20 protein-coding genes are annotated in these 25,985 nt (G+C 69.8%); 17 read left to right on the forward strand and 3 right to left on the reverse strand.

The features are described 5' to 3' along the window. Positions 1 to 7: 7 nt before the first annotated feature. From AB5J50_RS44940 to AB5J50_RS44985, 10 genes are all read left to right on the forward strand, one after another. A complete protein-coding gene (locus AB5J50_RS44940) occupies positions 8 to 1,096 on the forward strand; it encodes a glycine betaine/L-proline ABC transporter ATP-binding protein (RefSeq protein WP_327433749.1) in 1,089 nt (362 codons plus the stop codon). After that, entirely contained in the window at positions 1,096 to 3,105 is a 2,010-nt protein-coding gene (locus AB5J50_RS44945) for an ABC transporter permease (RefSeq protein WP_369264330.1), read from the forward strand. The genes AB5J50_RS44940 and AB5J50_RS44945 overlap by 1 nt, the downstream gene beginning before the upstream one ends. 13 nt (positions 3,106 to 3,118) lie before the next feature. Next, complete coding sequence (locus AB5J50_RS44950; RefSeq protein ID WP_369264331.1) at positions 3,119 to 4,090, forward strand: ABC transporter substrate-binding protein; 972 nt, start codon at positions 3,119 to 3,121, stop codon at positions 4,088 to 4,090. A 249-nt stretch (positions 4,091 to 4,339) separates the two neighbouring features. Then, the gene (locus AB5J50_RS44955) at positions 4,340 to 6,778 is read left to right on the forward strand and encodes an FAD-dependent oxidoreductase (RefSeq protein WP_369264332.1); all 2,439 of its coding nucleotides are present in this window, start codon (positions 4,340 to 4,342) and stop codon (positions 6,776 to 6,778) included. Positions 6,779 to 6,925: 147 nt separating this feature from the next. Further along, positions 6,926 to 7,786, forward strand: coding sequence for a bifunctional methylenetetrahydrofolate dehydrogenase/methenyltetrahydrofolate cyclohydrolase (locus AB5J50_RS44960; RefSeq protein WP_369264333.1), 861 nt, complete (start codon positions 6,926 to 6,928; stop codon positions 7,784 to 7,786). After that, positions 7,783 to 9,078 (forward strand): serine hydroxymethyltransferase, encoded by a 1,296-nt coding sequence (gene glyA / locus AB5J50_RS44965; protein WP_369264334.1) that lies wholly within the window; start codon positions 7,783 to 7,785, stop codon positions 9,076 to 9,078. Before AB5J50_RS44960 ends, glyA begins: the two co-directional genes overlap by 4 nt. Then, positions 9,075 to 10,307 (forward strand): sarcosine oxidase subunit beta family protein, encoded by a 1,233-nt coding sequence (locus AB5J50_RS44970; protein WP_327433755.1) that lies wholly within the window; start codon positions 9,075 to 9,077, stop codon positions 10,305 to 10,307. The genes glyA and AB5J50_RS44970 overlap by 4 nt, the downstream gene beginning before the upstream one ends. Before the next feature lie 12 nt (positions 10,308 to 10,319). Continuing rightward, a complete protein-coding gene (locus AB5J50_RS44975; RefSeq protein WP_369264335.1) occupies positions 10,320 to 13,610 on the forward strand; it encodes a sarcosine oxidase subunit delta family protein in 3,291 nt (1,096 codons plus the stop codon). Further along, complete coding sequence (locus AB5J50_RS44980) at positions 13,603 to 14,205, forward strand: sarcosine oxidase subunit gamma family protein (protein WP_327433757.1); 603 nt, start codon at positions 13,603 to 13,605, stop codon at positions 14,203 to 14,205. Before AB5J50_RS44975 ends, AB5J50_RS44980 begins: the two co-directional genes overlap by 8 nt. A gap of 314 nt (positions 14,206 to 14,519) precedes the next feature. Beyond that, on the forward strand, positions 14,520 to 16,334 hold the full coding sequence (locus AB5J50_RS44985) for an ABC transporter ATP-binding protein (protein WP_369264336.1): 1,815 nt from the start codon (positions 14,520 to 14,522) through the stop codon (positions 16,332 to 16,334). An 84-nt stretch (positions 16,335 to 16,418) separates the two neighbouring features. On the opposite strand, the gene AB5J50_RS44990 is transcribed toward AB5J50_RS44985, so the two are convergent. Beyond that, on the reverse strand, positions 16,419 to 17,321 hold the full coding sequence (locus tag AB5J50_RS44990) for a C1 family peptidase (RefSeq protein ID WP_369264337.1): 903 nt from the start codon (positions 17,319 to 17,321) through the stop codon (positions 16,419 to 16,421). Positions 17,322 to 17,533: 212 nt separating this feature from the next. Continuing rightward, positions 17,534 to 19,291, reverse strand: coding sequence for an FAD-dependent oxidoreductase (locus tag AB5J50_RS44995; protein ID WP_369264338.1), 1,758 nt, complete (start codon positions 19,289 to 19,291; stop codon positions 17,534 to 17,536). Between the two features lie 257 nt (positions 19,292 to 19,548). Between AB5J50_RS44995 and AB5J50_RS45000 the strand changes: the two genes are divergently transcribed. The 7 genes from AB5J50_RS45000 (at position 19,549) to AB5J50_RS45030 (ending at position 24,853) form a co-directional block, all read left to right on the forward strand. Further along, a complete protein-coding gene (locus tag AB5J50_RS45000) occupies positions 19,549 to 20,673 on the forward strand; it encodes a SchA/CurD-like domain-containing protein (RefSeq protein WP_369264339.1) in 1,125 nt (374 codons plus the stop codon). 69 nt (positions 20,674 to 20,742) lie between these two features. Continuing rightward, positions 20,743 to 21,225: a cupin domain-containing protein gene (locus AB5J50_RS45005; RefSeq protein WP_330309107.1), complete on the forward strand. Its 483-nt coding sequence runs from the start codon at positions 20,743 to 20,745 to the stop codon at positions 21,223 to 21,225. Next, positions 21,222 to 22,490: a beta-ketoacyl synthase gene (locus AB5J50_RS45010; protein ID WP_369264340.1), complete on the forward strand. Its 1,269-nt coding sequence runs from the start codon at positions 21,222 to 21,224 to the stop codon at positions 22,488 to 22,490. Before AB5J50_RS45005 ends, AB5J50_RS45010 begins: the two co-directional genes overlap by 4 nt. Continuing rightward, entirely contained in the window at positions 22,487 to 23,734 is a 1,248-nt protein-coding gene (locus AB5J50_RS45015; protein ID WP_369264341.1) for a ketosynthase chain-length factor, read from the forward strand. The genes AB5J50_RS45010 and AB5J50_RS45015 overlap by 4 nt, the downstream gene beginning before the upstream one ends. 26 nt (positions 23,735 to 23,760) lie before the next feature. Further along, positions 23,761 to 24,018, forward strand: coding sequence for a phosphopantetheine-binding protein (locus AB5J50_RS45020; protein WP_369264342.1), 258 nt, complete (start codon positions 23,761 to 23,763; stop codon positions 24,016 to 24,018). Position 24,019: 1 nt separating this feature from the next. After that, entirely contained in the window at positions 24,020 to 24,496 is a 477-nt protein-coding gene (locus AB5J50_RS45025) for an SRPBCC family protein (protein ID WP_369264343.1), read from the forward strand. Between the two features lie 24 nt (positions 24,497 to 24,520). Further along, positions 24,521 to 24,853, forward strand: coding sequence for a TcmI family type II polyketide cyclase (locus AB5J50_RS45030; RefSeq protein ID WP_369264344.1), 333 nt, complete (start codon positions 24,521 to 24,523; stop codon positions 24,851 to 24,853). 85 nt (positions 24,854 to 24,938) lie between these two features. Here AB5J50_RS45030 and AB5J50_RS45035 read toward each other — a convergent pair whose 3' ends face one another. After that, positions 24,939 to 25,985: a methyltransferase gene (locus AB5J50_RS45035; protein WP_369264345.1), complete on the reverse strand. Its 1,047-nt coding sequence runs from the start codon at positions 25,983 to 25,985 to the stop codon at positions 24,939 to 24,941.

Raw genomic sequence — 25,985 nt, forward strand, 5'->3', positions numbered from 1 at the left:
GTCGATCGTGACCCCAGCACAGACCGAGGTGCCGCAGCGGCGCGGCACGCCCCAGGACTCGGCCCCCACCCCGGTCATATCCGTGCGCAATCTGTGGAAGGTGTTCGGGCCGAAGGCCGACCAGGTACCGGAGTCCGAGGAGCTGTGCGGGCTCACCCGCCGCGAGCTGATGGACCGCACCGGATGCACCGCCGCCGTACGGGATGTGAACTTCGAGGTCTCGCCCGGCGAGGTCTTCGTCGTCATGGGCCTGTCCGGCTCGGGCAAGTCCACCCTGGTGCGATGTCTGACCCGGCTGATCGAACCCACCGCGGGTGAGATCGTCTTCGAGGGCGAGGACATCCGCGACGCGGACGACAAACGCCTGCGCGAACTGCGCCGCCGCAAGTTCTCCATGGTCTTCCAGCACTTCGGCCTGCTGCCGCACCGCCGGGTCGTCGACAACGTCTCCTTCGGCCTGGAGATACGCGGCATGAGCAAGGCCGAGCGCACCAAGCGGGCCCTGGAGGTCGTCGAGCTGGTCGGCCTCTCCGGTTACGAGAACTCCTACCCCGACCAGCTCTCCGGCGGTATGCAGCAGCGCGTCGGCCTCGCCCGGGCGCTGGCCGGCGATCCGGACGTGCTCCTCTTCGACGAACCGTTCTCGGCGCTCGACCCGCTGATCCGCCGTGACATGCAGAACGAGGTCATCCGGCTGCACCACGAGGTCGGCAAGACCATGGTGTTCATCACCCACGACCTCTCCGAGGCGCTCAAGCTGGGCGACCGCATCCTCATCATGCGCGACGGCAAGATGGTCCAGTGCGGCACCGGCGACGAACTGGTCGGTGCCCCCGCCGACGACTACGTACGGGAGTTCGTCAAGGACGTGCCGCGCGGCGACGTACTGACCCTGCGGTGGATCATGCGTCCGGCGGTGGACGGCGACGCCCTGGACGGTCCCGAGCTGGGCCCGGACGTCGTGGTGCGGGAAGCCACCCGGGCCGTACTGGCGGCGGACAAGCCGGTCAAGGTCGTCGAGAACGGCAAGCTGCTCGGCATCGTCGGCGACGAGGAGATCCTCGCAGTCGTCGCCGGGCAGGAAGGCGACATGTGATGACCGTCGCCCTGGAGAAGCCGGAGAACGCCGACACGGCGGAGCAGGTGGAGAAGACCGCGCCCGTCGTGGGCGTGCGCAGGGTCAGCCGCCGCATGATGGTGGCCGCGATCCTGGTCGTCTGGCTGCTGCTCTTCGCCGTGCTGCGCGGAAAGCAGACCCTGACGCTGGCGGCGGCGGACCTCACCGGTCTGCACCGCTGGTTCAACGACGTCAACGACTCGATCGGCGCCGACCGCAACTCCAACCCGCTGTTCCTGTACTTCTTCAACGAGATCCGTCTGGTCATCGACAACCTGGTGACCTTCATCCAGCACCTGATCTCCCAGCCGCCTCCGGGCCGGCCGCTGCCGCAGATCGGCTGGCTCGGCGTCGTCGGCATCGTCGGCTACATCTCCTGGGCCGTGGGCAACTGGCGGGTCGCCCTCCTGGCCGTGGCCGGGTTCACCTTCTTCGGGCTGCAGGGCCTGTGGCAGGAGAGCATGGACACGCTGGCGCTGACCCTCTCCGCGGTCTTCGTGGCGCTGCTGATCGGCATCCCGCTGGGTGTGTGGGCGGGACTGTCCAACCGGTTCAACCGGATCATGACGCCCTTCCTGGACTTCATGCAGACGATGCCGACCTTCGTCTACCTGGCTCCCCTGACGCTGTTCTTCCTCATCGGCCCGGCCTCCGCCACGATCGCCACCCTGATCTACGCGGCACCGCCGGCGATCCGCATCACCGCGCACGCCATCCGCTCCGTACCGGAGACCACCGTCGAGGCGGCCGACTCACTGGGCTCGACGCGGCGGCAGACGCTGCTGAAGGTCCTGCTGCCGATGTCCAAGCGGACCGTGGTGATGGGCGTCAACCAGACCATCATGGCCGCCCTGGCCATGGTGACCATCGCGGCCCTGATCGACGCGCCCGGCCTCGGAAAGACCGTCGTGCAGGCCCTGCAGTCGCTGGACGTCGGCACGGCGTTCAACGCGGGCCTGGCCATCGTCGTGATGGCCATCGTCCTCGACCGGGTCACGACCGCGGCGAGCGGACGGGCGGAGGCGGCCCGGCGCTCGGGGAACCGCTTCCTCAAGTGGCGACGGCAGCTGCTGGTGGCAGGCGGAGTGGCGGCGGCGGTGCTGGCGTATCTGTCGCACACCTACATATGGGCGGCCGAGTTCCCCGGCGAGGGCAGCACCGGCAGCACCATCGCGAGCGCGGCGGACAACGTGACCACCTGGGCGCAGGACAATCTGTCGGGCATCACGAACGCCTTCCGCGACGCCATCACCAACGGCCTTCTCAATCCGTTCCAGACGCTGCTGACCGACTCCCCGTGGTGGCTGGTCGGCGGGGCCCTGGTCGCGTTCGGCGCGGTGCTCGGCGGATGGCGCGCCGGGGTCACCACGGCCGTGTGCGTGGGACTGCTGGTCGGCACGGGCATGTGGTCGGACAGCATGACGACGCTGGCGTCGACCTTCGTGGCGACCGTGCTGGTGATGCTGCTCGGTGTCACCTTCGGGGTGTGGATGGGGCGCAGCCTGCTCGTGGACCGGCTGTTGCGGCCCACCCTGGACGCCGCGCAGGTCATGCCGCCGTTCGTCTATCTCGTGCCGTTCCTCGCGCTGTTCGGCGCGACACGCTTCACGGCGATCGTCGCCGCGGTCGTCTACGCGGTCCCGGTCGCCATCAAGATCGTCGCGGACGGAATCCGGGCCGTGCCCGAGACCACCGTCGAGGCGGCCACGGCTGCCGGGTGCAACACCTGGCAGATCATCACCAAGGTTCAACTGCCGATGTCACGCAGTGCCCTGACGCTCGCGACCAACCAGGGCCTGATCTACGTGCTGTCGATGGTTGTTGTGGGCGGCCTGGTAGGAGCGGGCGCCCTCGGCTACGACGTCGTGGCCGGATTCTCGCAGGGAGAGCTGTACGGCAAGGGGCTGGCGGCGGGGCTCGCCATCGTACTGCTCGGTGTCATGTTCGACCGGATCACTCAGGCAGCGGCGCGACGTACGAGCGCATAAGGGAGCACGGACCATGGCAACGCAAGCAAAAAAGTGGAGAGCCGGCGCGGCCGGCATAGCGGTCCTCGGCCTCACACTCACCGCCTGCGGCGGTGCGAAGGTCGGTGACAGCTCCGCCGGCTCGGACAGCAGCTCGGGCAAGTGCGGCACCTTCAACCTCGCGGTCAACCCGTGGGTGGGCTACGAGGCGGACGCGGCGGTCGTCGCGTATGTCGCGCAGCACGACCTCGGTTGTACGGTCAACAAGAAGGACCTGAAGGAGGAGATCGCCTGGCAGGGCTTCGGGACCGGCGAGGTCGACGCCGTCCTGGAGAACTGGGGTCACGACGATCTGAAGAAGAAGTACATCACCGGGCAGAAGACCGCCGTCGAGGCCGGCCAGACCGGCAACAAAGGCATCATCGGCTGGTACGTGCCGCCGTGGCTGGCGAAGGCGCACCCGGACATCACCGACTGGAAGAACCTGGACAAGTACGCGTCCAAGTTCAAGACCTCGGAGTCGGGCGGCAAGGGCCAGCTGCTCGACGGCGACCCGTCGTACGTCACCAACGACGAGGCGCTGGTGAAGAACCTGAAGCTGGACTTCAAGGTGGTGTACGCGGGCAGCGAGACCGCGCTCATCCAGGCCTACCGGAAGGCCGAGAAGAACAAGGAATGGGTGATCGGCTACTTCTACGAGCCGCAGTGGTTCCTGTCCGAGGTGCCGCTGGTCAAGGTCAATCTGCCGACGTACAAGACGGGCTGTGACGCGGATGCGGCGAAGGTCGCCTGCGACTATCCCGTGTACGACCTCGACAAGGTCGTCAGCGCGAAGTTCGCCAAGTCGGGCAGCCCGGCCTATGACCTGGTGAAGAAGTTCAACTGGACGAACGACGACCAGAACACCGTGGCCAAGTACATCGCGGTGGACAAGATGTCGGCCGACGCCGCGGCGAAGAAGTGGGTCGAGGCCAACCGCGACAAGGTCGACGCCTGGATCAAGTAGGACGCGAGGCGGCACTGTCTCCGGCCCCCGGGCCGGCGACGGCGCGTTGCCGCACGAGTGACCCGGAAACCCGCCGGAGGGGCCCGGCAGGCTGCGCTGGCAGCCTGCCGGGCCTCGTCGCGTTTCGGGCTGTTTTCCGACGTCACGGACCTCTTGACACTCATCCTCGCGACGGGCACATTGAGTTGCGCAACCTGAAGCATGTTGCGCACACAGCAACTGGATGGCTTTCAAGCCGGAGGTGCGGCGATGGCGGGACCCCGAGTGGTCATCATCGGAGCGGGCGTCGTGGGAGCGGCCCTCGCCGACGAGATTTCCGCGCGAGGCTGGACCGAAGTGACCGTGGTAGACCAGGGCCCGCTCCCCGCCACCGGGGGGTCGTCGTCGCACGCCCCGGGCCTGGTCTTCCAGACGAACTCCTCCAAGACCATGACCGAGTTGGCCCGCTACACCGTCGAGAAGTTCTGCTCCCTCGACGTCGACGGGCAGCCCTGCTTCCTCCAGGTCGGCGGCCTCGAAGTGGCGACCACCCCCGAGCGCGTCGCGGAACTGCACCGCCGCCACGGCTGGATCACAGCCTGGGGCATCGAGGCCAGGCTGCTGAGCGCCGAGGAGTGCGTCGAACAGCACCCGCTCGTGAACCCCGACAAGGTCCTCGGCGGCCTCCTGGTACCGACCGACGGCCTCGCCAAGGCCGTCCTCGCGGTCGAGGCCCAGATCCGCCGGGCCACCGAGCGCGGCGTACGCTTCCTCGCCCGCCACGAAGTCCTCGACGTACAGCAGAGCGAGGGCCGGGTGACCGGCGTCCTCACCGACCAGGGCGAGATCCCCGCCGACATCGTCGTGTGCTGCGCCGGCATCTGGGGCCCGAAGATCGCCCGCATGGCCGGCATGAACCTCCCGCTGACCCCGCTCGGCCACCAACTGGCCTGGACCGGCCCGGTACCGGCACTGGCGGGCCAGACCGAGGAGGCGGTGCGCCCGATCCTGCGCCACCAGGACGCCGACCTCTACTACCGCGACCGCTACGACACCCTGGGCATCGGCTACTACGGCCACCGCCCGATGCCCATCTCCGCGGACGACATCCTGTCCGTCGACGAGGCCAACGAGATGCCGTCGGTCCTGAAGTTCACCGAGGACGACTTCGAGGACGCCTGGACCGAGACCCGGTCCCTGCTGCCCGCGACGAGGGAGGCCAAGGTCGAGGAGGGCATCAACGGCCTGTTCTCCTTCACCACCGACGGCCTGCCCCTTCTCGGCGAGTCCCCGGACGTCAAGGGCTTCTGGGTCGCCGAGGCCGTCTGGGTCACCCACTCCGCCGGAGTGGGCCGGGCCATGGCCGAATGGCTGGTCGACGGCTACTGCTCGTCCTTCGACCTGCACGAGTGCGACGTCAACCGCTTCGAACCGCATCAGCTCGCCCCGGAGTACGTCCTGGCCCGCGACTGCCAGAACTTCGTCGAGGTCTACGACATCCTGCACCCGCTCCAGCCGTCCGGGGACCCGCGCCCGATCCGCACGAGCCCCTTCCACGCCCGCCAGCAGGAGCTGGGCGCCTTCTTCCTGGAGGCGAACGGCTGGGAGCGCCCCCAGTGGTACGAGGCCAACGCGAGCTTGATCGAAGGCCGTTCCATACCCACCCCGAACGACTGGGCCGCACGCTACTGGTCACCCATCGTCGGCGCCGAGGCACAGGCCACCCGCGAGACCGTCGCGATGTACGACATGACGGCACTCAAGCGCCTGGAGGTCGCCGGGCCCGGGGCCGCCGCCTTCCTGGAGCGGCTGTCCACCGGCAAGATCGACAAGTCCGTCGGCTCCGTCACGTACACCCTCCTCCTGGACGAGGACGGCGGCATCCGCAGTGACGTCACCGTCGCCCGGCTGGCCCGCGACCTCTTCCAGGTCGGCGCCAACGGCAACCTGGACCTCGACTGGTTCACCCGCCACCTCCCCGCCGACGGCACGGTCCAGGTCCGTGACATCACGCCCGGCACCTGCTGCATCGGCCTGTGGGGCCCGCTGGCCCGCAAGGTCCTCCAGCCCCTCACGGACGAGGACTTCTCGAACGACGGCCTGAAGTATTTCCGCGCCAAGCGCGCCCACATCGGCTCGGTCCCCGTCACCGCCATGCGGCTGTCGTACGTCGGCGAGCTCGGCTGGGAGCTGTACACCACCGCCGACCTGGGCCAGAAGCTGTGGGACACCCTGTGGCAGGCGGCCAAGCCGCTGGGCGGCGTCATCGCCGGGCGCGGCGCCTTCAACAGCCTCCGCCTGGAGAAGGGTTACCGCTCCTTCGGCACCGACATGACCTACGAGCACGACCCTTACGAGGCCGGCGTCGGCTTCGCCGTCAAGCTCGACAAGGGCGACTTCCTCGGCAAGGCGGCGCTGGAGCTCCGCAAGGAGAACGTGCGCCGGAAGTTGACGTGTCTCACCATTGATGCCCCGGAGTCCGTGGTCATGGGGAAGGAGCCGGTGTACGACGGTGATCGTGCGGTCGGCTATGTCACCAGTGCGGCGTATGGCTACACGATCGGCAAGGGGATCGCGTATGCATGGCTTCCAGTGGAGCTCGCCGTCCCCGGCACCATCCTGCACATCGGCTACTTCGACGAGCGAGTTGAGGCGGTCGTTGCGGAAGAGCCGCTGTTCGATCCGACGATGTCCCGTCTTCGTGGCTGAGCGGTTTGGAGGGGGTGCCGCGATGGGTCGTCATTCGTCTGCGGATGCATCGTGGCTGGTCGCGCCCCGCGGCGGAGCCGCTGGTCAACACAGCCCCGCGCCCCTTTGGGGCGCTCAGCGCCAGCCCAGTTGGAAGGAGTACCGCCGGTGACCGCACAGCTGCTCGACGGCAAGGCGACCGCCGCCGTGATCCGCGGCGAACTCGCCGAGCGCGTGGCCAAGTTGACCGCCACGGGCGCCCGGCCGCCGGGGCTCGGCACGGTCCTCGTCGGCGACGACCCCGGCAGCCGCGCCTACGTCGGCGGGAAACACCGGGACTGCGCGCAGATCGGTGTCGCCTCCATCCGCCGTGAGCTGCCCGCCGACGCCACGCAGGAGCAGGTCGAGGAGGTGATCGACGAGCTCAACGCCGATCCCGCCTGCACCGGCTACATCGTCCAACTCCCGCTCCCGCGCCACCTGGACGCCAACGCCGTCCTGGAACGCATGGACCCGGCCAAGGACGCCGACGGCCTGCACCCCGTCAGCCTCGGCCGGCTCGCCCTCGGCGTCGAGGCCCCGCTGCCGTGCACCCCGCGCGGCATCGTCGAACTGCTCCGCCGGTACGACGTGCCGATCGCCGGAGCGCGGGTGTGCGTGATCGGCCGGGGCATCACCGTCGGCCGGCCCCTCGGGCTGCTGCTCACCCGCAGGTCCGAGAACGCCACCGTGACCCTGTGCCACACCGGCACCAAGGGCCTGGCCTGGCACGTACGCGAGGCGGACATCGTCGTCGCGGCGGCCGGCTCGCCCGGGCTGATCACCAAGGACATGCTGCGCCCCGGTGCTGCCGTCCTGGACGTCGGCATCACCCGCACCGACCACGGGCTGGTCGGCGACGTACACCCCGACGCCGCCCAGGTCGCCGGATGGCACGCGCCGATGCCCGGGGGCGTGGGCCCCATGACCCGAGCCATGCTGCTCGCCAATGTCGTCGAGGCCGCCGAGAGGAACGCGAACGCCGTATGAACGCGCTGAACACCCCCCTGGCGGAGCTGGACCCGGAGGTCCACGCCGCACTCCGTGCCGAGCTGCACCGCCAGCAGTCCACCCTCGAAATGATCGCCTCCGAGAACTTCGCGCCCTCCGCCGTGCTGGAGGCCCAGGGCTCGGTCCTCACCAACAAGTACGCGGAGGGCTACCCCGGCCGCCGTTACTACGGCGGCTGCGAACACGTCGACGTCACCGAGCGGTTGGCCATCGAGCGGATCAAGTCCCTCTTCGGCGCCGGGTTCGCCAACGTCCAGCCGCACTCGGGCGCCCAGGCCAACACCGCCGTCTTCTTCGCCCTGCTCCAGCCCGGCGACACGATCCTCGGCCTCGACCTCGCGCACGGCGGGCACCTCACCCACGGCATGCGCCTCAACTACAGCGGCAAGATGCTGAATGTGGTGCCCTACCACGTGGCCGAGACGGACAACCTGATCGACATGGACGAGGTCGAGCGGCTCGCCAAGGAACACCGCCCCAAGATGATCATCGCGGGCTGGTCGGCGTACCCGAGGCAGCTCGACTTCGCGGCCTTCCGCCGGATCGCCGACGAGGTGGGCGCCCTGCTGATGGTCGACATGGCGCACTTCGCGGGCCTGGTCGCCGCCGGGCTGCACCCGAACCCGGTCCCGCACGCCCACGTCACCACCACGACCACGCACAAGACGCTCGGCGGCCCGCGCGGCGGAGTCATCCTCACCAACGAGGCCGACCTCGCCAAGAAGATCAACTCGGCGGTGTTCCCCGGGATGCAGGGCGGCCCGCTGGAGCACGTCATCGCCGCGAAGGCGGTGTCGTTCAAGGTCGCCGCGTCACCCGAGTTCGCCGAACGCCAGGCCCGCACGCTGGCCGGTTCCCGGATCCTCGCCGAGCGGCTCACCAGGGCCGATGTGGCGGCCACCGGGGTGAAGGTCCTGACCGGCGGTACGGACGTGCACCTGGTTCTGGTCGACCTGCGTGATTCCGAGCTGGACGGCAGGCAGGCGGAAGACCTGCTCCACGAGATCGGTATCACCGTCAACCGCAACGCCGTGCCCTTCGACCCGCGCCCGCCCATGGTCACCTCGGGCCTGCGCATCGGCACGCCGGCGCTGGCCACCCGGGGCTTCACGGAAGAGGACTTCGCCGAGGTCTCCGATGTGATCGCACTGGCCCTCCAGCCGGAGCCCGACATCGCCGGCCTGCGCGCCCGCACGGAGGCACTGGCCGCCAAGCACCCGCTCTACCCGCACCTGTCAGCAGTAGAGGAAGAAGCCGGAGACGCCCGATGAGCACCCGCACCCCCGGCGCCGAGCTCCCCGAACACCCCGACTGGCTCTGGCGCACACCCGAGCCCAAGCGGTCGTACGACGTGGTGATCGTGGGCGGCGGCGGCCACGGCCTCGCCACCGCCCACTACCTTGCGAAGAACCACGGCATCACCAACGTCGCCGTGCTGGAGAAGGGCTGGCTGGCGGGCGGCAACATGGCCCGCAACACCACCATCATCCGTTCCAACTACCTGTGGGACGAGAGCGCGGGCATCTACGAGCACGCGCTCAAGCTGTGGGAGGGACTGGAGGAGGAGCTCGACTACCCGATCCTCTTCTCCCAGCGCGGTGTGCTGAACCTCGCCCACAGCCTCCAGGACGTCCGCGACAGCGTGCGCCGTGTCGAGGCGAACCGGCTCAACGGCGTGGACGCCGAATGGCTCGACGAGCGGCAGGTCAAGGAGGTCTGCCCGATCGTCAACATCTCGCCCGACGTGCGCTATCCGGTCATGGGCGGCACCTACCAGCCGCGCGCCGGCATCGCCAAGCACGACCACGTCGCCTGGGGCCTGGCCCGCTCCGCCGACGCCGCCGGCATCGACATCATCCAGAACTGCGAGGTCACCGGCCTCGACATCGTCGGCGGCCGGGTGGTCGGCGTACAGACCACGCTCGGCCCGATCGCCGCGGGCAAGGTGGCACTCTGCTCGGCCGGTCACTCCTCGGTCCTCGCCGCCATGGCGGGCATCGAACTCCCGCTCCAGAGCCACCCGTTGCAGGCCCTGGTATCGGAGCTGCTGGAGCCGGTCCACCCCACGGTGGTCATGTCCAACGCCGTCCATGTGTACGTCAGCCAGGCCCACAAGGGCGAGCTGGTGATGGGCGCGGGCATCGACTCGTACAACTCCTACACCCAGCGCGGCGCCTTCCACATCATCGAAGAGCAGATGTCCGCCGCCCTGGAACTCTTCCCGGTCTTCGCCCGCGCCCATGTGCTGCGCACCTGGGGCGGCATCGTCGACGTCAGCCCCGACGCCTCACCCATCGTCGGCCTCACCCCGGTGGACAACCTCTACCTGAACTGCGGCTGGGGAACCGGCGGCTTCAAGGCCACCCCGGGCGTCGGCTGGGTCTTCGCCCACACCATCGCCCACGACACCCCTCACCACCTCAACGCCCCCTTCTCGCTCGACCGTTTCACCACCGGCGCGCTCGTCGACGAGCACGGCGCGGCCGCCGTGGCCCACTAGGGAGCCGAACCCATGCTGCTGATCCCCTGCCCCTGGTGCGGGCCCCGTGACGAAGCCGAGTTCCACTACGGCGGCCAGGCCCATGTGCCGTATCCGGAGAACTCCGCGGACCTGACCGACGAGGAGTGGGCGAGCTACCTCTTCTTCCGTGACAATCCCAAGGGCCCGTTCGCCGAGCGCTGGAGTCATGCGGCGGGGTGCCGTCGCTGGTTCAACGCGGTGCGGGACACGGGGACGAACGAGATCCTTGCCGTGTACCGCTCGGGCGAGCCGCGCCCCGCTGATCCTGCCCGCCCGCCCGGGTTGTGGGCAGGCGTTCCGCAGGGCGATGGGGGTCCCCCCGGTCGAGCGAAGCCGAGACTGGGGGAGGGTGGGCACAACCCACCCATGGACCCGCAGTCGTCGACGGACCCCGCGGGGTCTGGGGCGGCAGCCCCAGTTTCGGGAAGGGGTGGGCTTGGGGAAGAAACCACTCCCACCGCCACCCAACCGTTCCGGATGCCCACTGGCGGACGAGTCCACCGCGGTGAGCGGCTCCGCTTCACCTTCGACGGCACGGAGTACGAAGGCGTCCGCGGCGACACCCTAGCCTCCGCCCTCCTGGCCAACGGCATCATCCAGACCGGCACCAGCATCAAACTCGGCCGCCCGCGAGGCATCTTCTCGGCCGGTGTCGAGGAACCCAACGCCGTCATCCAGATCGAGGAACCTTTCCCCGAGCCGATGCTCCCCGCGACGACGGTCGAGTTGTACGACGGCCTGGTCGCGAGCAGCCTGCCCGGCCAGGGACGCCTCGCCACCGAACCGGACCCCGCCCGCTACGACGCAGTGCACGCCCACTGCGACCTGCTCGTGGTCGGCGCCGGCCCGGCCGGTCTCGCCGCCGCGGCAGCAGCCGCCCGCAGCGGAGCCCGCGTCATCCTTGCCGACGACCGGCCCGAGCTGGGCGGCAGTCTGCTGGGTACGGGTCAACTCCTCGACTGGGTAGGGGAGTTGGGTGAGCAGCTCGGCGCCGCGCCCGAAGTGCGCGTACTGCGCCGCACCACGGTCTTCGGCCACTACGACGACAACCACCTCCTCGCCGTGGAACGCCGCACCAACCACCTGGGCGCCGAGGCCCCCGAGCATGTCTCCCGAGAGCGCGTCTGGCGCATCCGCGCCCGTCGCGTCGTCCTCGCGACCGGCGCCCACGAGCGCTCGCTGGCCTTCGCGGACAACGACCGCCCCGGTGTGATGCTCGCGGCCTCGGCCCGCACCTACGTCAACCGCCACGGTGTCCTGCCGGGTCGCCACGCCGTCGTCTTCACCACCAACGACAGCGCCTACGCAGCCGCGCTGGATCTCGCGGCGGCGGGCGTGCAGGTCGCGGCGATCGTCGACACCCGGCCGTCCGAGCCGGGGGAGTGGGCGCGCCGAGCCCGCGAGGCCGGCATCGAGGTGCTGACCGGACACGCCGTCGTCGGCACCGAAGGCGCCCCGCGCCTCACCGCCGTGACGGCCGCCCCCTACGGCGAGTCCGCGGGGACGCGTGAATTCGCCGCCGACCTCCTGCTGGTCTCCGGCGGCTGGAACCCCGTAGCCCACCTGTTCAGCCAGGCCGGCGGAAAGCTGCGCTACGACGAGACGGTCGGCTCCTTCGTCCCCGACACCTGCCGCCAGGCGGTCGAGGTCGCGGGCAGCGCGAACGGCGTCCTCGACCTGGCCGGGGTCCTGGCCCAGGGCGCGGCAGCCGGTGCCCGGGCGATCGAGGCCGAGGGCTACACGTCCGAGGCGCTCCGCCTCCCCGAGGTGAGCGCGGAACCGTACTCGCCCGCCATGCAGGTCTTCCTCGTCCCCGGGGCCACCGATGCACCCCGCTTCGTCGACCTCCAACGCGATGTCACCGTCGACGACTTGACGCGCGCGACCGGGGCCGGCATGCGCTCGGTCGAGCACACCAAGCGCTACACCACTGCGGGCACTGCCAACGACCAGGGCAAGACCTCCGGTGTCCTGGCCAGTGGTGTCGTCGCCGACCTGCTCGGGGTGGACGTCTCGGCCCTCGGCACGACGACGTTCCGCCCGCCCTACACGCCGGTCTCCTTCGCCACGCTCGCCGGCCGCGACCGCGGCGCGCTGCACGACCCGGTCCGTACGACCGCCCTGCACGACTGGCATGTCATGCACGGCGCCCTGTTCGAGAACGTCGGCCAGTGGAAGCGCCCCTGGTACTACCCGCAGGACGGCGAGGACATGGAGACCGCCGTGCTGCGCGAGTGCGCCGCCGCTCGCGAGGGCGTCGGCTTCATGGACGCCTCCACCCTCGGCAAGATCGACGTACAGGGCCCGGACGCCGCCGCCTTCCTCGACCTGCTCTACACCAACATGATGAGCAACCTGAAGGTCGGCATGATCCGCTACGGCGTCATGAGCCGCCTGGACGGCATGATCTTCGACGACGGCACGGTCATCCGCCTCGCCCCGGACCGCTTCCTGGTCACCACCACGACGGGCAACGCGGCCGCCGTACTGGACTGGATGGAGGAATGGCTCCAGACCGAGTGGCCCGAACTGCGCGTCCACTGCGCCTCCGTCACCGAGCAGTGGGCCACCGTCGCCCTGGTGGGCCCGCGTTCCCGTGAGGTCCTCGGCGCGCTCGCGTCCGAACTGGCCGTGGAGAACGAGGACTTCCCGTTCATGGCCTGGCGGGAGACGACCGTCGCGGGCATCGGGGCCAGGGTGTGCCGGATCAGCTTCTCCGGCGAACTGGCCTACGAGATCAATGTGTCCCCGTGGGAAGCCCTCGCCCTGTGGGAGGCGCTGTACGAGGCCGGTGCCCCCTTCGGCATCACCCCGTATGGCACCGAGACCATGCACGTCCTGCGCGCGGAGAAGGGCTACCCGATCATCGGTCAGGACTCCGACGGCACGGTCACGCCGCACGACCTCGGCATGAGCTGGGCGGTGTCGAAGAAGAAGCCCGACTTCATCGGCAAGCGCTCCTACGCCCGCGCCGATGCCGTCCGCCCCGACCGCAAGCACCTGGTCGGCCTGCTCCCCGACGACCCCGGCACCTTCCTCCCCGAGGGCACCCAACTGGTCGCCGACAGCGTGCTGCCGGCCCCGCCCGTCCCGATGCTCGGCCATGTCACCTCCAGTTACCGCAGCGCGGCGCTCGGCCGGACCTTCGCGCTCGCCCTGATCAAGGGCGGCCGGGACCGCATCGGCGAGCGGCTCTACGCCCCCGTGGGCGACCGGCTGGTTCCGGTGACCGTCGCAAGCCCCGTCCTCTACGACCCCGAGGGAGCCCGCCGCGATGGCTGACACCGCCCTTTCCGTCCCGCGCCGCAGTCCCCTGTCAGGGGCCGCCGACCGGCTGGCCGCCGCGACGCGTGCCTCCGGGGGTGCGGTCCGGCTGGCCGAACTCCCCTTCCTGGCGCAGGTCAACGTCCGGCTCGACGCCAAGGGCGCGGCAGCGGACGCCGTCGCGCTCGCGATGGGGCTCCCCCTGCCCCTCGAACCCAACACCGTCGTACGAGCCGGCGAGCTGACCGCTCTGTGGCTCGGTCCCGACGAGTGGCTGGTGGTCGGCCCGCCGGGCACTCAGCAGGACGTGGAGAGCCGGATCCGGGCAGCGGCCGGAGCCGAGCCCGTGTCCGTCACCGATGTCTCCGCCCAGCGCACCACCCTCCTCGTCGCGGGTCCCCGCGCCCGCGACCTGCTGGCACACGGCTGCCCGCTGGATCTGCACCCGCGTGCCTTCGGGGCCGGACGCTGTGCCCAGACCACCCTGGCCCGGGCACAGATCGTGCTGGTCGCCCGGGACGAACCCGGGACCGGATTCTGGGTGCTGGTCCGTTCGTCCTTCGCAGGCTATCTGGCGGACTGGCTGCTGGACGCGGCCACGGAATACGTCTGAACCAGCTCAAACCTCCCGGGGCAGGTGGCGGCGTCCCCACCGACCTCGATACGCCCACCGGCCTCGATACGCGCGCCGCGTCCCGCACGGAGCGGGGCGCGGCGCGCGTGCCTCTGGCCGAGAAAAACGCTTGGACGGTGCGCGCGCCGTCGCGGGACACTGCGATTCCTGGCCTGCCCTTACTCGCCCGTTGGCGCCGCCGCGAACCGCGCGGGGGCTTCGTCGTCGTGCCGAAGCTCCGCACGGTCATTGAGGCAACGGCATCTCTCCGGAGAAGCACAGGGCGGGCCGCCGTACAACACCACAGGGTCGGGATGGGATCGCCTGAATCGCGCGAGGTTCCGCCGGGCAGGGGCCCGGTGCTGCTCGCACTTCGTTATTACGGACGGGAGTTAGCCCGCCTACGGCGGCTGACCGTCCCCGGGATGCTGCTGCCGGCGATGGGCAACATCGGCATCAACTACATCGCACCGCTGATCGTCGCGAAGCTCGTCGGCCGTATCGCCGGGGATGCCGATATCTCCATCGGCTCCACGATGCCGTACGTCCTCGGCTTCGCCGGAGCCCTGCTCGCCGCCGAGATGCTGTGGCGCATCGGCCTGCACTGCCTGAACCGCGTCGACGCCCTTGGTATCGAGCAGCTGTACGTGATCGGCATGGACGAGCTGTTCGCCAAGGACGCCGCGTTCTTCCACGACAACTTCGCCGGGTCGCTGACCAAGCGGGTCCTGAGCTTCGCCTCCCGCTTCGAGGAGTTCGTCGACACACTGACCTTCTCGGTCATGGGCAGCGTCGTGCCGCTGTTGTTCGGGTCGGTGGTGCTGTGGCGCTACGAACCGCTGCTCGTCGTCGGACTCCTGGCGATGATCGCCCTGACGGCGCTGTGCGTGATACCCCTCATCCGTCGCCGCCAGACGCTCGTCGCTCAGCGCGAGGCGGCGATCGCCCGGGTCTCGGGCCACGTCGCCGACAGCCTGATGAACATGGACACGGTCCGGGCGTTCGCGGCGGAGGAACGCGAGGCCGCCGAGCACCGGTCCCGTGTCGCGGTGTCGCGGCGGCTCACGCTGAGGTCGTGGGACTACGGCAACCTGCGCATCGACACGCTGGTCGCGCCGCTGTCCGTGCTGACCAACGCGCTGGGCCTGCTGCTCGCGGTCGCGCTCGGCGGGGGCGAGCACGGCGTCGAGGCGGTCGTGGTCGCCTTCACGTACTACTCCAACGCGACGCGGATCATGTTCGAGTTCAACCAGATCTACCGCCGCCTGGAGAGCTCGATGACGGAGGCCGCCCAGTTCACCGAACTGCTGATGTCGCCGCCGACCGTACTCGACCCGGAGTCACCGGAGCCACTGCGGTCCCGGGCCGCCGACGTCCACTTCGAGCGGGTGACCTTCGCCCATGCGGGCGCGGAGCCGCTCTTCGAGGGCCTCGACCTGGCTGTGCCCAGCGGTGCGAGGATCGGTCTCGTCGGCCGGTCCGGCGGGGGCAAGACCACCCTCACCCGGCTGCTGCTGCGACTGACGGACATCGAGGCCGGCCGGATCCTGATCGGGGGTCAGGACATCAGCAGGCTGCGTCAGAGCGACCTGCGCAGCCTGATCGCCTACGTGCCGCAGGACCCGGCGATGTTCCACCGCACGCTGCGGGACAACATCGCGTTCGCCAGGCCGGACGCCACCGACGCCGAGATCCGCCGCGCGGCCGACGCGGCGCACGTCACGGAGTTCGCCGAAGCGCTGCCGGACGGGTTCGACACGATGGTGGGCGAGCGCGGTATCAAGCTGTCCGGCGGACAGCGCCAGCGGGTCGCCCTCGCCAGGGCGATCCTGCGCGACGCGCCGATCCTGCTGCTCGACGAGGCGACCAGCGCCCTGGACTCCGAGAGCGAGATCCTCGTCCAGGAGGCGCTGTGGCGGCTCATGGACGGGCGGACCGCGCTCGTGGTGGCGCACCGGCTGAGCACGGTCGCCGGCATGGACCAGCTCGTCGTCCTCGACCACGGACGGATCGTCGAGAAGGGCACGCACCAGGAGCTGCTCGCCTCGGAGGGTGCCTACGCGAAGCTGTGGCAGCACCAGTCGGGCGGCTTCCTCGACGACACTCCCGCGCGGGCCGACCTGCATTGAGCCGGAGGTCAGGGCCCTGCCTCACTCACGTGATGCAGGGCCCTCGACCATTTCTCCGGGCGGTCGGGTCACGCTGTCGGACCGTCAGGTGGACCGTGCGGTGAACGGGTTCACGGCGACGTTCTCGGCGTTCACGAGCACCCAGAAGTCATCCGCGAGGCCCTTGGTGACGTAGTCGTACGGCAGGTAGCCATAGCCGTGGTCGCCCCATGACGTGCCCCAGGAGTTGCGGATGATGAGTGCGCCTGTCGTGGTGCTGCTGTCGACGGGGTTGGTCACCGTGCGGCTGTCGTCGTAGCCGACGGCGACGATCGCGTGGCCCCCGAGAACGCTCTCGCCGTTCGACGCGGGGAAGGGGATGTTGCCCCCGGTGGCCTGCCGAATGCTGGTGTAGACCGGGAAGCCGAACATGGCGGGCAGCCCGCCCGCGAGGGTGGCCTTGATGTCGGTGAGCAGTTCGTTGAGGTTGATGCCCGGCGGGTCCAGCCGGTAGTACAGCAGTGCCTGGTAGTTCCCGCCGAAGGCGTAGCAGAACGCGGGCGGTTCGTCGTCGAAGTGCGAGATGTCGTAGGCCCAGAACTTCTCCGGGGGGACGCCGAAGAGCGCGAGGGCGCCCATGGTGGAGCGGAGGTACGCACCGGTGTCGCCGTGGAGGTCGAGGAAGTTGCGCGTCGCCTTGTAGATGAACCGGCGAGAGGCGGGGGTGTATGAGCCGGAGGACTGGATCTCGAAGTACTCGAGTACTCCGGCGGCCGCGTTGGCCGTACAGGAGCCGAGGTCGCCCTGGTCCACGACGGGCGAGCACCTGGGCCGCAGGTCGACGAGCGGAGGCGGCGCACTGATGGCCCGGGAGAGTATCCCTGCCGAGCCGAGGAACTTGTCGACCTGCGGTGCGTCCTTGGTGTAGTCGCGGATGTCGGGGTGGTCGGGTATCCAGCCCATCCCGCCGACTTGTCCATTGAGTTGTCCATTGAGCGGAGCGTCCATGAGCGGACCTTCTCTCCGAGAGGGAGCTGCGGAAGATGTGAGCCCAAATGGGTGAATTTCTCCCCTCCCGTTCTAGGGTCCCCGGGGCGGAGTCGCAAACGGGACTGGGCCGAATGGGTGATGTGTACCCTGTCGCCGATCGCTTCCACGCCGCAGGTCAGAGGCCGTATTGGAAGGAACCGATACGGCCTCTGGTGGGTGGTGCGGAGTGTTCAGCCCCGGTCCAGGATTGTGGCGAGAGCCTTCCGCAACGCCGTGGTGGGATCCGCTGAAGCCCCTTCGGACCGCCATGCGACGAACCCGTCGGGACGGACCAGCACCGCACCGTCCGCGGTGACGCCGTGGACCTCCGCCCAGTCCATGTCGCTCGCGGGGGACAGCTCCGCGTCGGGCCCACTGCCGATCCGGTACGAGTCGAGCGGAACCGAGAGCTGTTTCGCGACGGCCTTCGCCGCGGCGTGCCACCCGCCGGCGCCGTCCGCGCAGCTGAGCAGCACCAGGGACCGCTCGTACAGGTCGAGGGTGGAGATCCGGGCGCCCGCGTCGGTCAGCCACATGTGGGGCGCCCGGCTCCCGGGTTCGCCCGTGAACCGCATGCCCTCGGGCACGATCGGCATCGCCTGATCGGCGCCGAGGACCGCCCCGCGCGGATAGCGGTAGCCCAGCGCCACGTTCAGGATTCCGCCCTTGCCACCGGGGCCGCCAGGACCGCCGCCGGGGCCACCGGGTCGGCCGGCGCCAGCAGGTCGGCCAGGACCGCCAGTGGCAGCAGGACCGCCAGGGCCACCCGATCCGCCAGGCCTGCCGGCTTCGGGGCCGGGCGTGTACCCGGGGTGGCTGTGCTCGACCGAGCGCGACGAGGCGCGTGCGCTGGTCGCCTCCGCGACCGGGCGGCGCTCCGCGTCGTAGGACTTCAGCAGTCCGGGGCCGGCCCAGCCGCCGACCACGGCGGCCAGCTTCCAGGCGAGGTTGTGCGCGTCCTGGATACCGGTGTTGGAGCCGAACGCCCCGGTGGGGGACATCTCGTGGGCCGAGTCGCCGGCCAGGAACACCCTGCCGTCCGCGTACCGTTCGGCGACCCGCTCGGCGGCGTGCCAGGCGGCCCTGCCGGTGATCCGCACATCGAGGTCGGGTACGCCCACGGCCCGCCGGATGTGTTCCTCGCACCGCTCGTCGGTGAACTCCTCCAGGGTTTCGCCGTGCTCGGGGTGCCAGGGAGCGTGGAACACCCAGTGCTCCTTGTTGTCGACCGGCAGCAGGGCCCCGTCGGCCTCCGGATTGGTCAGGTAGCAGACGATGAAGCGCCGGTCACCGACGACGTCCGCGAGGCCGCGGGAGGTGAAGGTGACGCTCACATTGTGGAAGAGGTCGCCCGGTCCGGTCTGCCCGATGCCGAGCCGCTCGCGGATGGGGCTGCGCGGACCGTCCGCCGCGACGAGGTAGTCCGCGCGGATGGTGGTGTGCTCGCCGGTGTCCCGGCTCTTGACCTGCGCGGTCACCCCCTGGGAGTCCTGCTCGAACGACAACAGCTCCGTGTGGAACCGCAGATCTCCGCCCAGCTCGCGCGCGGTCTCCAGCAGCACCGGCTCCAGGTCGTTCTGGCTGCACAGACACCAGGCACTGGGGCTGAAGCGGGCCAGACCGCCGCCGGGGTCGATCTCCTTGAACAGCCATTCGCCCGCATCGCCCACCAGGGTCGGCGCCTGCAGGATGCCGTGGTTCTCGGCCAGGACCGACGCGGCCTCCTCGATGCGCCGCTGAGCCCCGGCCACCCGGAACAACTCCATCGTGCGCACGTTGTTTCCACGTCCGCGCGGATGGATCGAGGTGCCCGAGTGGCGCTCGACGAGCATGTGCGGCACGCCGAGACGGCCCAGGAACAGGGAGGTGGACAGGCCCACCAGAGAGCCGCCGACGATGAGGACCGGCGTGTGGTGACCGACCTCGCCGGCCTCTTCCAATCGGTTCATTGCTTGCCTCCAGCGTCACCTGCGACGTGAGTCAGGAATGGGATGCCCGGCCGACTTGAACGGCCACCAGGTTCCATGCCCGGTGTGGACCGGTTCGCGCGCTCGGGGCACCCGGATGGCACGCGGTTCACTCGTCCGCCCCGTGGGGCTCGCGCGCATCCGGGCTCCCGTCAACGATCGGCACATGGCGACCCCGGCCTTTCGGACACGGCGGTCGTTTCCTGACCTTCTGTGAAAGAAGAGGAGAGGTGTGCCGGATGACCATCTCGGGACGTATATCGCAGTCGGCGTTCGACGGTTCCAGGCTGCGGGTGATCCTGCTGCTCGATCTGTACGAAGGAGCTCAGCAGCAATTCCTCGACGCGTACGAGCACATGCGCAATCAGGTCGCGTCGGTCCCCGGTCACCTCAGTGACCAGCTCTGCCAGTCGATCGAGAACCCCTCGCAGTGGCTGATCACCAGCGAGTGGGAGAGCGCACCGCCCTTCCTCGCGTGGGTGAACAGCGAGGAGCACGTCGAAACGGTCCGGCCGATGCACAGCTGCGTCCGCGACACCCGGTCGATGCGCTACAGCATCCTCCGGGAGACGACACCCGCTCAGCCGCTCACGCCGGAATCGGCCAGGTCGGCGATGCAGGTGGAGGCCCGCGTGGGTGATGGTGTGGCACGCCACGCCCTCACTTTCACCGTCAAGCCGGGCTCCGAGTCGAAGGTCGCGGAGATCCTGGCCGGGTACAAGTCACCCCAGGCCCAGGTCGACGACAAGACGAAGCTGCGCCGCACCTCGCTCTTCATGCACGGCAACCGTGTCGTGCGGGCCGTCGAAGTGGAGGGCGACCTGCTCGCGGCACTGCGTCACGTCGCGCGCCAGCCCGAGGTGCGGGCGGTCGAGGAGGCCATCAACCCGTACCTGGAACAGGACCGGGACCTGACCGACGGTGATTCGGCGCGGGTCTTCTTCACCCGGGCCGCGCTCCCGGCCGTGCACCATGTGGTGTCCGGCCGTAAGGCACCCGCCGACCTGCGGCGTCACGCGCTCTACTACCCGGCCAGAGCGGGCTGCGGTATGGAGCTGGCCCGGTTGCTCGCCCATCAGGACGAGGCCGCGGCGGAGGACCCGAAGAACCCGGTGTACGGCAGCACGGTCTTCCAGCGCGACGACATCGTGGTGCGCCTCATCGACATCACGGGCGAGCTCGACCTCGACCCCGTCGCCTCCCTCGGCCTCAAGGGCCGCAAGAAGGCCGCGGAGCTGGAGCGCCTCCTCGATGGTGCCGCGATCGGCGTCGAGGGCTCCCTGGAGACGGAACGCAACATCAACCGCCTCCTGTCGCACGCCGACATGCTGCCCATCACCGACCGCAGCGCGACGGATTCCTGACGGACCACGACGGCCCCTGACCGGGGCCGTCTCACCCGGACGTCACTGCCACACCCGGAGGTATCAACCATGTTCAAGAAGCATCCACGCATCGTGGATCTGAGCGAGACGGAACCCAACCGCAGGCGCGGAGGTGACCTGCGGGCCATGCTCACGCCCGCCACCGCGGGTTCCACCAGCGGCTTCATGGGCCTGGCCATCGTCCAGCCCGGCGAGCGCATCGGCGAGCACTACCACCCGTACTCCGAGGAGTTCGTGTACGTGGTCACCGGCGCCCTCGAAGTGGACCTGGACGGCGACACGTACGGGCTCAAGCCCGATCAGGGCCTGTTGATCCCGATCAACATGCGGCACCGCTTCCGCAACATCGGCGACACGGAAGCCCGCATGGTCTTCCACCTGGGTCCGCTCGCCCCGCGTCCGAGCCTCGGCCACGTCGACACGGAGGTGACCGACGACACCGCGCCCGGCCCCGAGTTCGCCACCGCTGGGGCGGACCTGTCCGCGCCGGACCACGGACAACCGTCCGAGCGAAGTGGGGCCATAAAGTGACCCGGCGGGTGGCCGTCACCGGTATCGGTGTGGTCGCTCCGGGCGGCACCGGGGCGGAGGCGTTCTGGGACCTCCTCGCAGGCGGCCGTACCGCGACCCGCGGCATCACGCTGTTCGATCCGGCGGGCCTGCGCTCGCGCATAGCCGCCGAATGCGACTTCGACCCGCTCGCGCACGGCCTGGGCCCGGAGCTGAGCGAACACGCCGACCGGTACATCCAGTTCGCCGTGGTCGCCGCCGGTGAAGCCGTACGTGACTCCGGACTCGACGCCGACAGGGAAGACCCCTGGCGGATCGGAGTCTCCCTGGGCAGCGCCGTCGGCGGCACCACCCGCTTGGAACACGACTACGTCCTGGTCAGCGAGGGCGGCCGGCGGTGGGACGTGGACCACCGCGCGGCCGACCCCCAACTGCACATGGCGTTCTCGCCCAGCACGCTCGCCTCGGTCGTCGCCGAGCAGTTCGGTGCCCAGGGACCGGTGCAGACCGTCTCCACCGGCTGCACCTCCGGACTCGACGCGGTCGGCTACGCCTTCCACACCATCGAGGAGGGCCGGGCGGACGTCTGCATCGCCGGGGCGTCGGACTCGCCGATATCACCGATCACCATGGCCTGCTTCGACGCCATCAAGGCGACATCCCCCAACAACGACGACCCCGAGCACGCCTCCAAGCCCTTCGACGCCCACCGCAATGGCTTCGTCATGGGCGAGGGCGCCGCGGTGCTGGTCCTGGAGGAGTACGAGCACGCCCGAGCCCGCGGCGCGCACATCTACTGCGAGATCAGCGGCTACGCCACCTACGGCAACGCCTACCACATGACCGGTCTGACCGGTGAGGGGCTGGAGATGGCCCGGGCGATCGACACCACGCTCGACCAGGCCCGCCTCGACCCCACGCTGATCGACTACGTCAACGCGCACGGCTCGGGCACCCGACAGAACGACCGGCACGAGACCGCCGCGGTGAAGCGGTCCCTGGGCGCCCACGCCTACGACACGCCCATGAGCTCCATCAAATCCATGGTGGGGCACTCGCTGGGCGCGATCGGCGCGATCGAGGTCGTCGCCTGCGTGCTCGCTCTCAAGCACCAGGTGGTGCCGCCGACGGCGAACTACGAGACCCCCGACCCCGAGTGCGACCTGGACTACGTGCCGCGCACCGCACGCCCGCGGAAGCTGAGGAACGTGCTCTCCGTGGGGAGCGGATTCGGCGGCTTCCAGTCCGCGGTCCTGCTGACCAGGCCGGGCGGGAGGACAGGATGAGCAATCAGCGCCCCCGGCGCGCGGCCCTCACCGGCATCGGTGTGATCGCGCCCAACGGACTGCGTGCCGACGCGTACTGGAAGTCCATCAGGGAAGGCCTCGGCGTCCTGGACCGGATCACCCGCGAGGGATGCGAGCACCTGCCGCTCCGTGTCGCGGGCGAAGTCCGGTCCTTCGACGCCGCGGCCCTCATCGAGGAGCGGTTCCTGGTCCAGACGGACCGCTTCAGCCACTTCGCGATGGCCGCCACCGTCCTCGCCCTCGACGACGCCGGCCTCGGCGGCGGTGACCTCGACGACCCGTACGACATCGGCGTCGTCACCGCGGCCGGGTCCGGCGGCGGCGAGTTCGGCCAGCGGGAACTCCAGAAGCTGTGGGGCCAGGGCTCCCGGTATGTCGGCCCGTACCAGTCCATCGCCTGGTTCTACGCCGCCAGCACCGGACAGATCTCCATCCGGGGCGGCTTCAAAGGGCCCTGCGGAGTGGTCGCGAGCGACGAAGCGGGTGGCCTGGACGCCATCGCGCACGCCGTCCGTGACGTACGGCGCGGAACCGGCGCGGTGCTCGTCGGAGCCGCGGAGGCGCCCCTCGCCCCGTACTCGATGGTGTGCCAGCTCGGCTACCCCGAGCTCAGCACCGCCGAGGACCCCGACCGTGCCTACCGGCCCTTCACCGCGGGAGCCTGCGGCTTCGCTCCCGCGGAGGGCGGCGCCATGCTCGTCGTCGAGGACGAGAACCGCGCCCGCGAGCGCGGTGCGGCCATCCGGGCCACCGTGGCCGGCCATGCCGCGACGTTCACCGGAGCCTCCCGCTGGGAGCGGTCCAGAGAGGGGCTCGCCCACGCGATCCGGGGCGCCCTCGACGAGGCCGGCTGTGCCCCGGAGGAGATCGACGTCGTGTTCGCCGACGCCCTGGGCGTACCGGAGGCGGACCGCGCCGAAGCACTGGCCATCGCCGATGCCCTGGGCGCGCACGGCACCCGCGTACCCGTCACCGCACCCAAGACCGGAATCGGGCGGACCTACTGCGCGGCGCCCGTGCTGGACACCGCGGCCGCGGTGCTCGCCATGGAGAACGGCCAGGTACCCCCCACTCCCTACGTGTTCGACATCTGCCACGACCTCGACCTGGTGATGTCGAGCGCTCGCCCCGCCGAGCTGCACACGGCCCTGGTCCTCAGCAGGGGACTCATGGGCTCCAACGCGGCGCTGGTAGTGCGCCGCGGCAGCGAATCCGCCCGGTAGGACCGGGCGGGAAGGAGAACACACGCATGATCATCGAAGTGACTGTCGACGAACTGGCCACGCTGATGAAGAAGGCGGCCGGAGTCTCCGTCGACCCCAAGGAGCTCAGGCACGCGTCGGATTCGCCTTTCGGCACCCTCGGCCTCGACTCGCTCGGCCTGCTCGGCATCGTCGGCGAGCTGGAGAACCGGTACAGCAAGCCGCTTCCCCCCGACGCGGAGCGCTGCAAGACCCCCAGGGAATTCCTCGACCTCGTCAACAGCACCCTCAAGGCTGGAGCCTGAAGTGGCCGGACACACCGAGAACAGCATCACGATCGACGCCCCGCTCGAGCTCGTGTGGGACATGACCAACGACATCGAGAACTGGCCGCGGCTCTTCAGTGAGTACGCGTCCCTGGAGGTGCTCTCCCGCGAGGGCGACACGACGACCTTCCGCCTGACCATGCACCCGGACGAGAACGGGAAGGTCTGGAGCTGGGTCTCGGAGCGGACCATGGACCGCGCCAAGCGGACCGTCCAGGCCCGCCGCGTCGAGACCGGCCCCTTCGCCCACATGAACATCCGGTGGGAGTACAAGGAGACTCCGCAGGGCACTCACATGCACTGGGTGCAGGACTTCGCGATGAAGCCCGAGGCCCCGGTCGACGACGCCTGGATGACGGACAACATCAACCGCAACTCCGTGACGCAGATGGCCCTCATCCGGGACAAGATCGAGCAGGCCGCCCGCGACCGCCAGAACGCGCCCCTGCCCCGCTGACCGCCGGCTCAGGAAGGACACCCGATGCATCACGCCCTGATCGTCGCCCGCATGGCGCCCGAATCGGCCCCGGCGATCGCCGACGTGTTCGCCGCCTCCGACCGCGGCGAACTCCCGCACCTGATCGGCGTCAAGCGGCGCAGCCTCTTCCAGTTCGGTGACGTGTATATGCACCTCATCGAAGCCGACCAGGACCCGGCGCCCGCCATCGCGAAGGTGGTCGGGCACCCCGAGTTCCGCAGCGTCAGCGAGCAACTGTCGGCGTACGTCAGCGCGTACGACCCGCAGACATGGCGCAGCCCCAAGGACGCCATGGCGCACTGCTTCTACCGCTGGGAGCGCGACGCCGCTTCCTGAAGCGAAAGCCGGGACACAACCCGAGGCCGCCGACCCCGCGCAGAACGCGGAGCCGGCGGCCTCGGGTTTTACCGGGTCGGCCGGGTCAGCCGGGGATCGTGCACTCGAAGGCGTGCAGATACGCGTTGACCGGACGGAACTCGTCGATGACGAGCCCCGCGTCCGTCAGCCGGTCGACCATGCTCTGCCGGGTGTGCTTCGCACCGCCGACATTGAGGAGCAGCAGCAGGTCCATGGCCGTGGTGAACCTCATCGACGGGGTGTCGTCCACCAGGTTCTCGATGACGACGACACGGGCACCGGGCCGTGCCGCCTTGCGGACGTTCGACAGCGCCCTGCGGGTGCTGTCGTCGTCCCACTCCAGGATGTTCTTGATGATGTACACATCCGCCTGGACCGGGATGTCCTCGCGGCAGTCCCCGGGCACGATGCGGACCCGCTCGGCCAGCGAACCGCCCTTCCGCAGGCGCGGATCGGCGTTCTGCACCACTCCCGGCAGATCGAGCAGTGTGCCGTGCATCCCGGGGTGCTTCTCCAGCAGACTGACCAGGACCTGCCCCTGGCCACCCCCGATGTCCGCGACCGAGGACACGCCCCGCAGCTCAAGAAGGTTCGCGACGTCCCGCGCGGACTGCTCGCTGGACGTCGTCATGGCCCGGTTGAACACGTACGCCGACTCCGGAGCCTCTTCGTTGAGATAGTCGAAGAACTCCCGCTCGTACACGTCCTCGAAGACGTTCCGGCCGGAGCGCACCGCCTCGTCGAGCTTCGGCCAGACGTTCCACGTCCACGGCTCGGTGCACCACAGGGCGATGTACCGCAGGCTGTGCGGATCGTCCTCGCGCAGCAGCCGGGACATCTCCGTATGCGCGAAGCTGCCGTCCGGGAGCTCCGTGAAGACTCCCTGGCAGGACAGCGCGCGCAGCAGCCGCCGCAGGGTCTTCGGCTGGGTCTTCACCGCCGCCGCCAGATCCTCCACGCTCATGGGCGTTTCTGTCAGGGCGTCGGCCACACCCAGGCGGGCTGCCGCGCGTACGGCGGCGGCGACCGCCGCTCCGAAGACCAGCTCCCTCAGCCGCATGGGCGGCGGGGGAGCCGTTTCCACTTTCGTCACCGGGTCAACGGTCGTCAT

The sequence above is a fragment of the Streptomyces sp. R35 genome (genome assembly GCF_041053035.1).
GTDB lineage: Bacteria > Actinomycetota > Actinomycetes > Streptomycetales > Streptomycetaceae > Streptomyces > Streptomyces lutosisoli.